The following is a 14,270-nucleotide window of genomic DNA, read 5'->3' as shown; positions in this document are numbered from 1 at the left end:
TTGATCGAAATGACGGTTGAAATATGCTTCCGACATAGTCGGCCTTGGCGGCCGCGCCAAGCGGCTCGTGCAATGGCTCAACGAATTTTGATGCCACGGGACGGCGCGGCCGATGCTTGTCAAGTCCCGAAATTTTCGATATGGAGCACGCAATCTCCCGATACTCGAAGACATGAAAGGGGCAGCCCATGGCCCGCGTCACCGTTGAGGATTGCATCGACAAGGTCGACAACCGGTTCGAGCTGGTTCTGCTCGCCGGCCATCGCGCCCGCCTGATTTCGCAGGGCGCCGCGATCACCATCGATCGCGACAATGACAAGAACCCGGTCGTTGCCCTGCGCGAAATCGCGGACGAGACGCTTTCGCCGGAAGACCTGAAGGAAGATCTGATCCACTCGCTGCAAAAGCATGTCGAGGTCGACGAGCCGGAAGCGGAAGCTGCCCCCGCGATCGCTGCCGACGCCGGCGACAACGCAGCCGCTGCTTCGGCGGACGAGCCTGAAGAGAACATCGCGTTCGATCGCATGAGCGAAGACGACCTTCTCGCTGGCATCGAAGGTCTCGTTGCACCGGAAAAGAGCGACGATTTCTGATCGGTCCAGTCGGCAAGCGCTCTTTCGCTGCCGTCACTCGACCTCTATCTAGGTAAAGTGCCGCGCTGCCACGGTTGCGCGGCATTTTCTTCTTTTGACGGGGGTTCGTCTCCATGATGCGGCAGTACGAGCTTGTCGAGCGTGTCCATCGCTACAAGCCCGACGTGAACGAAGCGCTTTTGAACAAGGCTTATGTCTATGCGATGCAAAAGCATGGGCATCAAAAGCGTGCATCCGGCGACCCGTATTTCTCCCATCCGCTCGAAGTCGCAGCCATCCTCACCGACATGCATGTCGATGAAGCGACCATCGCGGTTGCGCTCCTTCACGACACGATCGAGGACACGTCTGCCACCCGTCAGGAAATCGATACCTTGTTCGGGCCGGAGATGGGCAAGCTCGTCGAGGGGCTGACCAAGCTCAAGAAGCTCGATCTCGTCTCCAGGAAAGCCGAGCAGGCGGAGAATCTGCGCAAGCTCCTGCTGGCGATCGCCGAGGACGTGCGCGTCCTCCTGGTCAAGCTCGCCGACCGCCTGCATAACATGCGCACGCTCGACCATATGCCCGAGCACAAGCGCATCCGCATCGCCGAGGAGACGATGGAAATCTATGCGCCGCTCGCCGGTCGCATGGGCATGCAGGACATGCGCGAGGAGCTCGAGGAACTCGCGTTCCGCACCATCAATCCCGAAGCGCACCGCGCGGTGACGGAACGCCTCGCCGATATCTACGAGCGCTCGAAGGACGTGATCGGCGACATCGAGAAGTCGCTCTCCGTCCTGTTCGAAAAATACGACATCAAGGCGACCGTGAAGAGCCGGCAGAAAAAGCCGTGGTCCGTCTTCCGGAAGATGGAGACCAAGGCGCTTTCGTTCGAGCAGCTTTCCGATATCTTCGGCTTCCGCGTCATCGTGGATCGCGAGGAGGATTGCTACCGCGCGCTGTTCGCGATCCACACGACCTGGCCGATGGTGCCCGGCCGGTTCAAGGACTACATCTCGACGCCGAAGCAGAACGATTATCGCTCGATCCACACGACAATTGTCGGCCCATCGCGCCAGCGCGTCGAATTGCAGATCCGCACGCGCCAGATGGAGGAAATCGCCGAATACGGCGTCGCCGCGCACACGCTCTACAAGGACGGCGTCGCCAATTCCGGCAATGGCGGGCTGAAGCTGTCGAAGGAGACGAATGCTTATGCTTGGCTGCGCCACACCATCGAGCAGTTGTCGGAAGGCGACAATCCTGAGGAATTCCTCGAAAATACCAAGCTCGAACTTTTTCAGGATCAGGTCTTCTGCTTCACGCCGAAAGGCCGGCTGATCGCACTGCCGCGCGGCGCGACGCCCATCGATTTCGCCTATGCGGTGCACACCGATGTCGGCGACACCTGCGTCGGCACCAAGATCAACGGCCGCATCATGCCCCTGATGACCGAACTGAAGAACGGCGACGAGGTGGAGATCATCCGTTCGAAGGCGCAGGTGCCGCCTGCCGCATGGGAATCGGTCGTCGTCACCGGCAAGGCCCGCTCGGCGATCCGCCGCGCGACCAAGAACGCCATCCGCAAGCAGTATTCCGGGCTTGGCATGCGCATTCTGGAGCGCGCCTTCGAGCGCTCGGGAAAGGTTTTTTCCAAGGATCTGTTGAAGCCGGTCCTGCATCGTCTGGCGCGCAAGGATATCGAGGACGTTCTGGCGGCGGTCGGACGCGGCGAACTCGCCTCGCCGGACGTCATGCGCGCCGTCTATCCCGACCACAAGGACGAACGCGTCGCCGCGCAGCCCCCGCGCCAGCGCGAGGAAGGCTGGTTCAATTTGCGCAACGCCGCCGGCATGCTCTTCCAGATGCCGCGTTCGTCGGCAACGCCGGAACGAAAAGGGCGGCGCAGGAAAACCGGCGCGGTGCCGATCCGCGGCGTGCGTGGCGATCTGCCGGTCAAATTCGCGCCCGAAGGCGCGGTACCCGGCGACCGCATCGTCGGCATCCTGCAACCGGGATCGGGCATCACGATCTATCCGATCCAGTCGCCCTCGCTGACCGCCTTCGACGACCAGCCCGGAAGCTGGATCGACGTGCGATGGGACATCGACGAGGCCAATCACGAGCGGTTTCCGGCCCGCGTGTCGGTCACCGCCATCAACGAGCCCGGATCACTGGCGAATATCTCGCAGGTGATTGCGTCCAACGACGCCAACATCCATACGCTGACGATGCTGCGCACCGCGCCGGACTTCACCGAAATGGTCTTCGATCTCGAGGTCTGGGACCTGAAGCATCTGAACCGGCTCATGACGCAGCTAAAGGAAAACGCGAGCGTCTCGGAAGTGCGCCGCGTGAACGGATAGGGGGCACTGATGCAGACCGAAGACGTATTGGGGATATTCCGCGAGGCGGGCGCGATTCTGGAAGGACATTTCATCTTGACTTCCGGCCTGCGCAGCCCGGTCTTCCTGCAAAAGGCGCGCGTCTTCATGCACGCCGACAAGACCGAGACGCTCTGCAAGGCTCTTGCCGCGAAGATCGAGGAAAGCGTCGGCAAGCCGGACTATGTCGTCGGCCCCGCTGTCGGTGGAATCATTCCGGCCTACGAGACTTCGCGGCATCTAGGTGTCCCGGCCGTCTGGGTTGAACGCGAGCAGGGCACGTTCCGTCTGCGCCGCTTCGAGATCGAGAAAGGCGCGAGAGTGGTCATCGTCGAGGACATCGTGACGACGGGCCTGTCGATCCGCGAGACGGTCGAGTGTCTCAAGGCGCTGGGTGCCGATGTCGTTGCCGCCGCCTGCATCGTCGACCGTTCGGCCGGCAAGGCCGATGTCGGCGTGCCGCTTATCTCGCTGGCCGAGTATGAGGTCCCGGCATACCCTGTCGACGCGCTGCCGCCAGAACTTGCCGCCATTCCTCCCGTCAAGCCCGGCAGCCGGAACATCTGATGATCATCGGCATCGGCAGTGACCTGATCGATATCCGCCGTATCGAAAAAACCATCGAGCGGCACGGCGAACGCTTCATCCAGCGCATCTTCACCGACATTGAGCAAGCCAAATCCGACCGGCGCAAGCTGCGTGCCGCGTCCTACGCCAAGCGCTTCGCCGCCAAGGAAGCCTGCGCCAAGGCGCTCGGCACGGGCCTGTCGCGCGGTGTCTTCTGGCGCGACATGGGCGTCGTCAACCTGCCCGGCGGAAAGCCCACCATGCGGCTGACGAACGGGGCCGCCGCACGGCTCGACGCCTTGATGCCGCCCGGGCACAAAGCCGCAATCCACCTGACCATCACCGACGACTTCCCGCTGGCGCAGGCTTTCGTCGTCATCGAAGCCATACCAGCGCCGTGACCAAGCGACGCAACGGCGTTGCCGCAAACCTCGGCAAGCGGTAAGACGGACCGCTTTTCGTAAAACCTTGAAAGAATCGCTGCGTGTCTGACCAGAACAAGAAGAAATCGGGCGGTTTCGGCGAAACCGTCAGCGTCATCGTGCAGGCGCTGCTTTTGGCGCTCGTCATCCGCACGCTTCTTTTCCAGCCGTTTTCCATCCCGTCCGGCTCGATGCGCCCGACGCTGCTCGAAGGCGACTATCTGTTCGTGACCAAATGGGCCTACGGCTATTCGAACCATTCGCTGCCGTTCTCACCGCCGCTCTTCAACGGCCGCATCTGGGGCGCGGAACCCGAGCGCGGCGACGTGGTGGTCTTCAAGTTCCCGCCGGACCCCTCGCTCGACTACATCAAGCGCGTGATCGGCCTGCCGGGTGACACGGTGCAGATGCGCGCTGGCCAGCTGTTCATCAATGGCGAGGCGGTCGAGCGCGAACTGGTCGACGAGATCGACAATCCCGATATCACCGAGATGGCGCGGCCCGTCGAGGTCTGGCGCGAGACCCTGCCGAACGGCGTTTCCTACGACACGCTCGACCTGACGCCCAATTCGATCGGTGACAACACGCGCGAGTTCAGCGTGCCCGAAGGCCATTACTTCATGATGGGCGACAACCGCGACAACTCGACCGACAGCCGCTTCTCGGTCGGCTACGTGCCCTATGATCATCTGGTCGGGCGCGCCAACATCATCTTCTTCTCGATGGCCGGCGGCGCGAGCCCGCTGGAAATCTGGCGCTGGCCGACCGAACTGCGCTTCTCGCGCCTTCTGAACTCGGTCAACTGATGGCACGCGGAACGCCCGACGGCGCGGCGCTTGCCGCTGCCGTGGAAAAGATAACCGGCATCGCACTGTCCGACCACGAGCGTCTTGCGCGTGCGCTGACGCATGCCAGCGCGCAGCCGGCGGCGGGCGGTCACTACGAGCGGCTGGAGTTTCTGGGTGATCGCGTGCTCGGTCTCGTCATTGCCGAGATGCTGTTCGAAGCCTACCCCGACGCTGCCGAAGGCGAGCTTTCGGTGCGCCTCAATGCGCTGGTCAACGCCGAGACGCTGGCCGAACTCGCCGACGAGATCGCCCTGACGCCGCTGATCCGTGCCGGCGCCGAATTCGGCTCGCTCTCCGGCAGGAAGCGGGTCAACACGCGCTCGGACGTGATGGAAGCGCTGATCGCAGCTATCTACCTCGAAAAGGGGCTGGATGCGGCGCGCACCTTCATTCTGGCGAACTGGCGCGACAGGGCTGAGAACATTTCGGCCGGCCGGCGCGACGCCAAGACGGAATTGCAGGAATGGGCGCATCAGCGCGTCAAGGCATCGCCGACTTATCGTGTGGACAGTCGCGAGGGACCGGATCATGATCCCGTCTTTACCGTCAGCGTGCTGATCGACGGCGTGAAGCCCGGTGCGGGCACCGGGCGCTCCAAGCGCGAGGCCGAACAGTCGGCGGCAGCCATGGTTTTGACGCGTGAAGGCGTCTGGAAGGACGAAACGGAATGAGTGACGAAACAACGGGCATCGAGGCCCCGACGCGCTCCGGCTTCGTGGCGCTGATTGGCGCGCCCAACGCCGGCAAGTCGACGCTGCTCAACCAGCTCGTCGGAACCAAGGTGTCGATCGTCACGCACAAGGTGCAGACGACGCGCGCCGTCGTGCGCGGCATTGCCACCCACAACCGCGCGCAGATCGTCTTCCTCGACACGCCCGGCATCTTCAAGCCGCGCCGCAAGCTGGACGAGGCGATGGTCACGACCGCATGGGGCGGGGCGAAGGACGCCGACATGGTCGCGCTTCTGATCGATGCCGAACGCGGCATTCGCGGCGACGCCGAGACGATCCTTCAGCGGCTGGAAAACGTCCGTCAGCCGAAGATCCTGATCCTGAACAAGATCGATCAGGTCAAGCGCGAAGACCTTCTGGCGCTCGCGGCCAAGGCCAACGAAAACGTCACCTTCGAGCGCACCTTCATGGTCTCCGCGCTCAATGGCTCGGGCTGCACGGACCTGCTCGATTATCTCGCGGAGAACGTTCAGGAGGGCCCCTGGTACTACCCGGAAGATCAGATTTCGGATCTTCCCATGCGCCAGCTCGCCGCCGAAATCACGCGCGAGAAGCTGTTCCTGCGTCTCCATCAGGAGCTTCCCTATTCGTCCCATGTCGAGACGGAGCGCTGGGAAGAAAAGAAGGATGGATCGATCAAGATCGATCAGGTCATCTATGTCGAGCGCGACAGCCAGAAGAAGATCGTGCTCGGCAAAAAGGGCGAGACCATCCGCGCCATAGGTCAGGCCGCACGCGAGGAACTGACCGAGATCATGGAGCAGAAGGTCCATCTGTTCCTCTTTGTGAAGGTGCGCGAGAACTGGATCAACGATCCCGAGCGTTACCGCGAGATGGGACTTGAATTTCCCCGGTAAGACGCCGAACGTTGCCTGATGGAATGGCGTGACGACGGCATCATCCTTGGCACGCGTCGGCATGGCGAGACGAGCGTCATCCTCGAAGTGATGACGCCGGCGCATGGCCGGCATCTGGGGCTCGTGCGCGGCGGGCGCTCGCGCCGGATGCAACCGGTGCTCCAGCCCGGCAACAAGGTCGAACTCGTCTGGCGTGCGCGGCTCGACGAGCATCTGGGCTTCTTCGCCGTCGAGCCGGTGGACCTGAAGGCGGCGCGCCTGATGGAGAGCGCGGCAAGCGTCTACGGCCTGCAATTGATGGCTGCGCATCTGCGCCTTCTGCCCGAGCGCGACCCCCATTCAGGGCTTTATGAGACGCTTTCCATCGTGCTCGACAATCTGGAAGACCCCACCTCGGCCGCCGAACTGATCGTCCGTTTCGAGTTGCTGATTCTGGAAGAGCTTGGCTTCGGCCTCGATCTCGAACGCTGCGCTGCGACGGGCGCGCGCGAAGACCTTGCCTATGTCTCGCCGAAGAGCGGCCGCGCCGTCTCGCGGGCGGCGGGCGATCCGTGGCGCGACAAGATGCTGGCGCTGCCCGAATTCCTGCAACGCGGCTCCCGATTGGGCTGCGACGAGACGACGATCGCCGAAGCCTTCCGCCTGACCGGTTTTTTCCTGACGCGGCATATTTATGAGCCGCGCGGAATGGAAGAACCGGATTCGCGCATCGGCTTTCTGGGCGCGCTTCGAAAATCCTTTTCAAAATCGAACAACGGAGAGAATGCCGCATGACCGAAGTCGAGATTTTTCCCGGATATGTCGCACCGCGCGGGTTGGGAACCATCCCGCATGAGGATGTCGCGCACTATACCGGGCTCGAACTCCTGCGCCGCGTCGTTGAGGGCGAATATCCCGCGCCGAGCATCGCCGCGCGGATGAATTTCGGTCTGGTCGAGGTGGACGAGGGCAGGGTGGTCTTCCAGGGCATGCCCGGCGCGCGCCATTTCAACCCGCTCGGCTCGGTGCATGGCGGCTGGGCGGCGACGGTGCTGGATTCGGCGCTCGGCTGCTGCATCCACACGCTTCTGGACAAGGGCGAGGGCTATTCCACGGTCGAGATGAAGGTGAACTACCTGCGTCCCATCAGCGACAAGACCGGCGTGGTCACCTGCGAGGGCAAGGTGGTCAACAAAGGTCGCACGCTGGCGGTCTCGGAAGCGCGGATGACGGATGAAAACGGCAAACTGCTCGCCATCGGCACCGAAACCTGCGCGATCTTTCCAATTGGAAATCTGGCTGCGCGGTGATGGTGTTGGTTTTTGGGCACCGATAGCGCGGCCGGGACGTTGAGGCCTGGATTCCTGTGACGAGCACAGGAATGACGGGAGTAGCGGTTTTGCAAATCACTGACGGCTTTGGGTTCCAAAACCCCTTGTGCCGTCATTCCTGTGCTCGTCACAGGAATCCCGCCTCGACCTGTCCATTCGCGTAACGCCGAACCGCGGCTCCTCCTTCCGAGGGCAACGCCCGCCGCTCCTGCGGTAGGGGGCATGACAAAAACCTTCCTGCTTCGTTGTCCTGACTGAGGTCATGACACCAACCGTCCCGCCTCGTCATCCTTGTGGCTTGGAACCCTTTGCAAAGCGCAAACGCTGAAGATTGGCATAAACCCTGATGCCGTCATTCCTGTGCTCGTCACAGGAATCTATGCCTCGCCATGTCCACGGGCACGGCGATCCCCGCCCGTCGCAAAAACTTATCCATCCTCTCCCCACCTTCCCTTATCATGCGCCTCAGTTCCTCCCGCCGGGAACGCGTCCGGAGACGTTCTGATGCGGGGAGGGACCGGCGTTCCGATCGTGTGGCCAACGTAGCCGCTCAGTCGGGCGTGCTGCGGCCAGGACTTCAGCGCTCCGTTCAAACGATCGAGCGAGCGGCGCGCCGCCATTCCGCGCACCAATCCTCAAGAGCGTCGGGCTTGCCCGCCGCCGCTGGAGAAGGGACGTAGCATGACAGCGCCGGGTGACGGTCCTGCCGATCGCACCATACAAAATCAAAAAAGAGCGTGACGCGGACCGTCGCCTTCCCGACCCACCCCAACCGGCTTTCGGGCGCGGCGACGATGGCGCGCGTCCGTTGTCGAGCCTACTCCGCAGCCACCAGCGCGGGGCGGTCGACGGCGCGCTCCTTGATCGGCCAGTGCACGATGGCCGCGAAGATGCCGAGCGCGACACCCAGCCACCAGACGGGATTGTAGGAACCGAAAGCGTCGTAGAGATAGCCGCCCAGCCACACGCCGAGGAAAGAGCCGATCTGGTGCGACAGGAAGACGAGCCCTCCCAGCATGCCCAGATACCGCGTGCCGAACATGATGGCGACGAGCGCGTTGGTCGGCGGCACCGTCGACAGCCACAACAGGCCCATGACGATCGAGAAGACGACCACCGAGGTAGGTGTCTGCGGCAACAGAAGGAAAGCGGTCACGGCGATGGAGCGGCCGATATAGATGAAGACGAGGAACATCGGCTTCGAATATTTCTGGCCGATGACGCCCGCGGCAAGCGATCCGATGATGTTAAAGAAACCGATCAGGGCCAGCGCCAGCACGGCATAGCTGGCATCAATGCCAAGGTCGCCGATATAGGCCGGGAAATGCGCGGTGATGAACGCGACCTGGAAGCCGCACACGAAGAAGCCCGAGACCAGCAGCAGGTAGCTCTTGTGCGCGAACGCCTCGCGCAAAGCTTCGCCCATCGATTGCTCGAACTGCGCCTGCGGCACCGAGCCGGTCTTCGAGTTCCCCACCAGCGGGATCGCGAGCACGGGGATGATCAGCATCATCGCGCTCATGATGAGCAGCGTGTCGGACCATCCATAGGCGTCGATCAGGCCCTGGCTGACGGGCGCGAAGATGAACATGCCGGCGGAGCCGGCGGCGGTGCCGATGCCGAAGACGACGGAGCGCTTTTCCGGCGGCGTGTTGCGCCCGAACGAGGCGAGCACGATGGAGAAGGAACTTGCGGCCACGCCGAGGCCGACAAGCACGCCGCCGCTGATATGCAGCATCGTCGGCGTGTCCGCGACCGACATCAGCGCCAGACCGCTCGCGTAGAGAAGGCCGCCGAAGGAAAGCACGCGCCATGTGCCGTAGCGGTCCGCGATCGCGCCGAAGACAGGCTGGCCAAGGCCCCACAGCAGATTCTGGATCGCCATTGCGAGACCGAAGGTCGTGCGGTCCCAGCCCTTGTCCGCCAGCATCGGCAATTGAAAGAAGCCCATCGCCGAACGGGGGCCGAACGCCATGGCCGCGATAAGGCACCCGCAGACGATGAGGAGCCAGGGCACGGAGCGAGTAGCTGGGCGGTCGGCGGGAATCGTGGTCATGGCGCGTGTCTCGATTGAAGCGGGACACTAGCCGAGCGGTTTTTCAAACGGAAATGAATTGCAGCGCTGGATGCTTCAATTTCGTTGAACTGTCCTACTCCGACCTATCGAAGCGGAAACGGACGCCCCGGCGAGCCGGGCTCGCCGGGTCCGGGAACGATACTGGGAAAAAGCCGCCGGGTTGGGTCCACATAGATCGGCCGCTCGGTTCGGTATTCGCGGCCTTGAATATTCGTCGGCATCTGGATGCCCGGTCCGCTGGAGGCGATCGGCGGGGCCACTGTGACTTGCGGCCTGTTATAGGGAAGCTGCGCCGAGGGGAGGGCGCGGGACGGAACATCCACGATCATGCCAGGTTGAAGCCGGTTGGGGCGCAGGCCCGGATTGGCCTGCATCAAGGTCTCGACATTGATGCCGCACGCCGCCGCCATGGCCGACAGCGTGTCGCCGCGCGTGATCGTTATGGTGCTGGGGCATGCCAGGGCCGGCGATGCTGTCAGAAGCGGAACGAGGATGAAAAGGGCGGCAGCGTGTCTCATGCCCATCAATCTAGGTCATTATCCGCCAGATTGCAGCCGGCATCGCCCTATTGTGATGGAAGCGCGGTGGGGGCCGCACGCACGACCCGCGCCTTCTGGCTCATATCAACCTTCGTCTGCCAGAAATTTCGCGTCGTGGTCCAGTATTGAAGCGTGACGATTGCAGCGTTGTCCGTGCTGAGAAACGCCTCCGGTGACGGCTTGTCGAGGATGCGCTTGTCGTCCGAGGCAAGATCGAGCAATTTCAAGCGGACCTTCTCGGCATCCTCCGTTTCCGGCACCGTCAGCGTGATCTCGGCGCGGCGCAAATCGTTGCGCGAGGAGTTCGTGACCGGCACGTTCCAGAGCAGGCTGTTGGGTGCGAAGATATAGACGCCGTCCGCGCCGCGAAGTTCGGTCGCGAACAACCCGATATCCTCGATCGTGCCCGAGATTGTCGGCGTGGCGATGAACTCGCCGACACGGAATGGGCGCAGGACGAGAAGCATGATACCGGCCGCGATGTTCTGCAGCGTGCCTTGCAGCGCAAGGCCGATGGCAAGGCCGATCGCGCCGATGGCGGCGATGATGCTGGCCGTCTGCACGCCGAACTGCGACAACACCGTGACGCCGACGACGACCAGGATCGCATAGCGCACGGTCTTGGACAGGAAGCGCCGCAGCGTCTCGTCGAAGCTCTTGAATTTGCTGAGCGCTGCGTAGATCGAGCGTTCCGCGACATTGGCGATCGTATAGCCGACGATCAGGATGATGATCGCACCAAGAAAGGAAAAGGCGTAGGTGATCACGAGCGCCATGATTTCGTCGTAAAGCGTTCGGCCGAAGGTGATCATTTCGGCGGTTGTGGCTTCGATTTCCTGCACGTCGTGTCCCTCCAACGCTTTGCAGTTCTGTTCTAGCGCGCCTACCCGTCGAAGCAAGAAGCGGCTGCACGAAGCATATATCGAGGCCGCCATGAGCAGGCTTGACGGCCTTGTTCGGTCGGCCACAATAAGACCGCAATGGAGGCGCGAAAGCGAATTTGCCGTCGCGCCACGGGAGGCTGCCGACGGGCCGGATGATCGATCAGATGCCGGTACATGATTGTCCCGAGGAAATCGCCGCAATGGCATCCGCACCGACGACGACGTTCGGTATTGTCCTGCGCCCGGCGCGCGTGGGCGACGAGAACGAGCTGGCACTGCTCGAAGCGCGCGTCTTCGAGCAGGACCGTATTTCACGCCGCTCGTTTCATCAGCTCATCGAACGGCCGACCGCCGAAACGACCGTCGCGCAGCATCAGGGCGCGATCGTCGGATACAGCATGGTGCTGTTTCGAAAGGGCAGCGGCGTGGCGCGGCTCTATTCCTTGGCCGTCGATCCGGCGTCGGGGCGCGGCGGCCTTGGACGCATATTGCTGGCCGCCGCCGAGCACGCGGCATATGAGCATGGCCGCATGCTCCTGCGGCTCGAGGTACGCGAGGACAACCCGCGCGCGATCTCGCTTTACGAGAAGAACCATTATCGCCGCATCGGCATCGAGAAGGGCTATTACGAGGACGGTGTCGCCGCGATCCGCATGGAAAAGCTGCTGCACGGCGAAATCCGCTCGACGAAGGTGCCGTTTTACGAACAGACGGCCGATTTTACCTGCGGCCCCTGCTGCCTGATGATGGCGAAGGCGCATTTCGATCCTGCCTATGTTCCCGACACGGTCAAGGAAATCCGGCTGTGGCGCGACGCGACGACGATCTTCATGATGTCGGGGCCGGGCGGATGCGAGCCGTTCGGAATGGCGGTCGCGGCGCATGAGAACGGCGTGAAATCCGAAATCTTCGTGTCGCAGGAAGGTCCCCTTTTCCTGCAATCGGTGCGCAGTCATGAAAAGCGGCGGGTCATGCAGCTTGCGCAGATCGATTTTCGCGCGCGGATCGCGGAATATGGCGTGCCGGTCCATGAGCGAGCCTTCGTTCTCGACGATATTCGCAGGGCGTTGAAACAAGGACGCCTCGTGATGGTTCTTATCTCCGGGTTCCTGATGTTCGGAAAGAAGGTGCCGCATTGGGTGCTGGCGATCGACGACGATGGCGACCACATCTTCATCCACGACCCGTGGGTCGAAGATGAGCATGGCGAAACGGCGGCCGACGCGGCGAACGTTCCGGTTCCCTATGAGATGTTCATGCGAATGGCTCAGTTCGGACAGCCCGCCTTGAGGGCCGCCGTGATGCTCGGAGACAAAAAGAGAAAATGACCTGGGTCATCCTGACCGGTCGCAAGAGCGACCTCGACCAGTTCGAAACGCCTCACAAGATCATAACCAATCGCGATTACCTGACGCATCCTTCGCTTTTCCGCGCGCAACGCCCCAAGATCATCAATCTGTCGGGTTCCTACGCCTATCAGAGCCGTGGCTACTACGCCTCGTTGCTGGCCGGTTCGCGCGGCCACAGGATCATTCCGTCCGTCGAGACGATGATCGACCTGTCGGAGAAGAAGCTCTACGAGGCCGCGCTGCCGGAACTCGAACAGACGCTGAACCGCTGCCGCAAGGAATTTGACGGGATTTTCCCCGCTCGCATTTCCATCTTCTTCGGTATCGGCCCGTCGCGCGCCTGCGACCGGTTCGCACGGCTTTTGTTCGACTGGTTCCGCGCGCCTGCGCTCGAAGTCACCATCCGCGACAATGGTGAGTGGGCGACGATCGGCAAAATCGGCTTCCTGCCGCTGGCGCGCATGAAGGAGGACGACAAGAATCGCTTTCTCGATTGCCTCGACATCTACACGGCGCGCGAATGGCGCGACACCAAGCAGCGCACGCCCGCGCGCTTTTCCTTCGCCACGCTGGTCGATCCGAAGGAGGAGTTGCCGCCATCCTCGATCGCGTCGCTGAAGCACTGGTCGCGCATCGCGGCGAAGATGGGCGTCGAGGTGGAACCGATCTCCCGGCGCGACCTGCCGAAGCTCGCCAATTACGACGCGCTCTTCATCCGCGAGACGACGTCGATTTCGAACCACACCTATCGGTTCGCGAGGCGCGCCCAGCAGGAAGGCATGCCTGTCATCGACGATCCGCTGTCGATGATCCGCTGCACCAACAAGGTTTATCTCAACGAGTTGATGGACGCCAACAAGGTGCCGGTTCCGCCGACCGTCATGATCGCCGGGGTGAGCGATCTTCAGGTCGCGGCCGACACGCTCGGCTTTCCGCTGGTCCTGAAGATACCCGACAGCGCGTTCTCGCGCGGCGTGAAGAAAGCGGCCAATTTCGATGAGTTGAAGACGCTGGCCACCAAATGGCTTGAGGATTCCGATCTGCTGATCGCTCAGAAATACTCTCCGACCGATTACGACTGGCGGATCGGCGTGCTCGGCGGCCAGCCGCTCTTCGCCGTGCAGTATCTGATGGCCAAGAAGCACTGGCAGATCGTCAATCACGACCGGCGCGGCAAGCCGGACGAGGGCGGATTCCGCGCCTTCACGCTGACCGACGCACCGGCCCATGTGATCGACACGGCCGTACGCGCCGCGCAATGCGTCGGCGACGGGCTCTACGGCGTCGACCTGAAGGAAATGCCAAGCGGCGAAATCTATGTCATCGAGGTCAACGACAATCCCAATCTCGAACATGGTGTGGAAGATGCCGGCGAGAAGGACGAAGTCTGGCAGCGCCTGACGCAATGGTTCCTGACGCGGCTGGAGCGGCAGGGGCGGTAGGTTATGCTGTATATCGATTGAGATGGTGAGGCATGGATTCCTGTGCCCCCCGTGACAAGCACGGGGGCAGGCGAGCACAGGAATGACGGTTGGTATAGATGCTGGTGCCAATCGCACTGGTGGATCGGCGGTACTTTAATGCCGTCATTCCTGTGCTTGTCACAGGAATCCTGTGTGTTCGGGGTGGTGTAGAGTGAATGCGGGAAGGATACCGTCGGAATCCTGATCCGCCTGCTGGCGAGACCGAGGCTTGGCCGGGTCCCTTCCCGCATTGCCACCGTCAAC

General features: G+C 62.3%; 14 protein-coding genes. 11 read left to right on the top strand and 3 right to left on the bottom strand.

What is annotated here, in order from left to right:
* The first annotated feature begins 188 nt into the window (after window positions 1–188).
* The 9 genes from rpoZ (at window position 189) to GTW25_RS00030 (ending at window position 7,673) form a co-directional block, all read left to right on the top strand.
* Entirely contained in the window at window positions 189–593 is a 405-nt protein-coding gene (gene rpoZ, locus GTW25_RS00070; protein WP_252909919.1) for a DNA-directed RNA polymerase subunit omega, read from the top strand.
* Window positions 594–706: 113 nt separating this feature from the next.
* Window positions 707–2,941, top strand: a complete 2,235-nt coding sequence (locus tag GTW25_RS00065) for a RelA/SpoT family protein (protein WP_252909914.1) — start codon at window positions 707–709, stop codon at window positions 2,939–2,941.
* Between the two features lie 9 nt (window positions 2,942–2,950).
* Entirely contained in the window at window positions 2,951–3,526 is a 576-nt protein-coding gene (gene pyrE / locus GTW25_RS00060) for an orotate phosphoribosyltransferase (RefSeq protein ID WP_252909913.1), read from the top strand.
* Window positions 3,526–3,927, top strand: coding sequence for a holo-ACP synthase (gene acpS, locus GTW25_RS00055; RefSeq protein WP_252909912.1), 402 nt, complete (start codon window positions 3,526–3,528; stop codon window positions 3,925–3,927). The genes pyrE and acpS overlap by 1 nt, the downstream gene beginning before the upstream one ends.
* An 83-nt stretch (window positions 3,928–4,010) precedes the next feature.
* A complete protein-coding gene (gene lepB, locus GTW25_RS00050; RefSeq protein WP_252909910.1) occupies window positions 4,011–4,754 on the top strand; it encodes a signal peptidase I in 744 nt (247 codons plus the stop codon).
* Entirely contained in the window at window positions 4,754–5,467 is a 714-nt protein-coding gene (gene rnc, locus GTW25_RS00045) for a ribonuclease III (RefSeq protein ID WP_252909908.1), read from the top strand. Before lepB ends, rnc begins: the two co-directional genes overlap by 1 nt.
* Window positions 5,464–6,384, top strand: coding sequence for a GTPase Era (gene era / locus GTW25_RS00040; RefSeq protein ID WP_252909906.1), 921 nt, complete (start codon window positions 5,464–5,466; stop codon window positions 6,382–6,384). Before rnc ends, era begins: the two co-directional genes overlap by 4 nt.
* 18 nt (window positions 6,385–6,402) lie before the next feature.
* Window positions 6,403–7,158, top strand: coding sequence for a DNA repair protein RecO (recO, locus tag GTW25_RS00035; RefSeq protein WP_252909905.1), 756 nt, complete (start codon window positions 6,403–6,405; stop codon window positions 7,156–7,158).
* Window positions 7,155–7,673 carry a PaaI family thioesterase gene (locus tag GTW25_RS00030; protein WP_252909903.1) on the top strand — a complete coding sequence of 173 codons (519 nt, stop codon included), beginning with the start codon at window positions 7,155–7,157 and terminating at the stop codon, window positions 7,671–7,673. Before recO ends, GTW25_RS00030 begins: the two co-directional genes overlap by 4 nt.
* 838 nt (window positions 7,674–8,511) lie before the next feature.
* Here the strand turns inward: GTW25_RS00030 and GTW25_RS00025 are convergent.
* The 3 genes from GTW25_RS00025 to GTW25_RS00015 form a co-directional block, all read right to left on the bottom strand.
* A complete protein-coding gene (locus tag GTW25_RS00025) occupies window positions 8,512–9,750 on the bottom strand; it encodes an MFS transporter (protein WP_252909902.1) in 1,239 nt (412 codons plus the stop codon).
* A gap of 104 nt (window positions 9,751–9,854) precedes the next feature.
* Window positions 9,855–10,289: a LysM peptidoglycan-binding domain-containing protein gene (locus tag GTW25_RS00020; RefSeq protein ID WP_252909901.1), complete on the bottom strand. Its 435-nt coding sequence runs from the start codon at window positions 10,287–10,289 to the stop codon at window positions 9,855–9,857.
* 47 nt (window positions 10,290–10,336) lie between these two features.
* Window positions 10,337–11,152 carry a mechanosensitive ion channel family protein gene (locus GTW25_RS00015; RefSeq protein WP_252909899.1) on the bottom strand — a complete coding sequence of 272 codons (816 nt, stop codon included), beginning with the start codon at window positions 11,150–11,152 and terminating at the stop codon, window positions 10,337–10,339.
* Window positions 11,153–11,394: 242 nt separating this feature from the next.
* Between GTW25_RS00015 and GTW25_RS00010 the strand changes: the two genes are divergently transcribed.
* The gene (locus GTW25_RS00010; protein WP_252909897.1) at window positions 11,395–12,522 is read left to right on the top strand and encodes a GNAT family N-acetyltransferase/peptidase C39 family protein; all 1,128 of its coding nucleotides are present in this window, start codon (window positions 11,395–11,397) and stop codon (window positions 12,520–12,522) included.
* The gene (locus GTW25_RS00005; protein WP_252909895.1) at window positions 12,519–13,985 is read left to right on the top strand and encodes a RimK family ATP-grasp domain-containing protein; all 1,467 of its coding nucleotides are present in this window, start codon (window positions 12,519–12,521) and stop codon (window positions 13,983–13,985) included. The genes GTW25_RS00010 and GTW25_RS00005 overlap by 4 nt, the downstream gene beginning before the upstream one ends.
* The last annotated feature ends 285 nt before the right edge of the window (window positions 13,986–14,270 follow it).

It is taken from the genome of Aliihoeflea aestuarii (assembly GCF_024105665.1).
Classification (GTDB): Bacteria; Pseudomonadota; Alphaproteobacteria; order Rhizobiales; family Rhizobiaceae; genus Aliihoeflea; species Aliihoeflea aestuarii.
This window is presented reverse-complemented; position numbering and strand designations above follow the sequence as displayed.

Bases quoted from the DNA above. Each gene is read 5' to 3' on its own strand.
- rpoZ (WP_252909919.1), top strand. From the start codon at position 189: ATGGCCCGCGTCACCGTTGAGGATTGCATCGACAAGGTCGACAACCGG.
- GTW25_RS00065 (WP_252909914.1), top strand. From the start codon at position 707: ATGATGCGGCAGTACGAGCTTGTCGAGCGTGTCCATCGCTACAAGCCC.
- pyrE (WP_252909913.1), top strand. From the start codon at position 2,951: ATGCAGACCGAAGACGTATTGGGGATATTCCGCGAGGCGGGCGCGATT.
- acpS (WP_252909912.1), top strand. From the start codon at position 3,526: ATGATCATCGGCATCGGCAGTGACCTGATCGATATCCGCCGTATCGAA.
- rnc (WP_252909908.1), top strand. From the start codon at position 4,754: ATGGCACGCGGAACGCCCGACGGCGCGGCGCTTGCCGCTGCCGTGGAA.
- era (WP_252909906.1), top strand. From the start codon at position 5,464: ATGAGTGACGAAACAACGGGCATCGAGGCCCCGACGCGCTCCGGCTTC.
- recO (WP_252909905.1), top strand. From the start codon at position 6,403: ATGGAATGGCGTGACGACGGCATCATCCTTGGCACGCGTCGGCATGGC.
- GTW25_RS00030 (WP_252909903.1), top strand. From the start codon at position 7,155: ATGACCGAAGTCGAGATTTTTCCCGGATATGTCGCACCGCGCGGGTTG.
- GTW25_RS00025 (WP_252909902.1), bottom strand. From the start codon at position 9,750: ATGACCACGATTCCCGCCGACCGCCCAGCTACTCGCTCCGTGCCCTGG.
- GTW25_RS00020 (WP_252909901.1), bottom strand. From the start codon at position 10,289: ATGAGACACGCTGCCGCCCTTTTCATCCTCGTTCCGCTTCTGACAGCA.
- GTW25_RS00010 (WP_252909897.1), top strand. From the start codon at position 11,395: ATGGCATCCGCACCGACGACGACGTTCGGTATTGTCCTGCGCCCGGCG.
- GTW25_RS00005 (WP_252909895.1), top strand. From the start codon at position 12,519: ATGACCTGGGTCATCCTGACCGGTCGCAAGAGCGACCTCGACCAGTTC.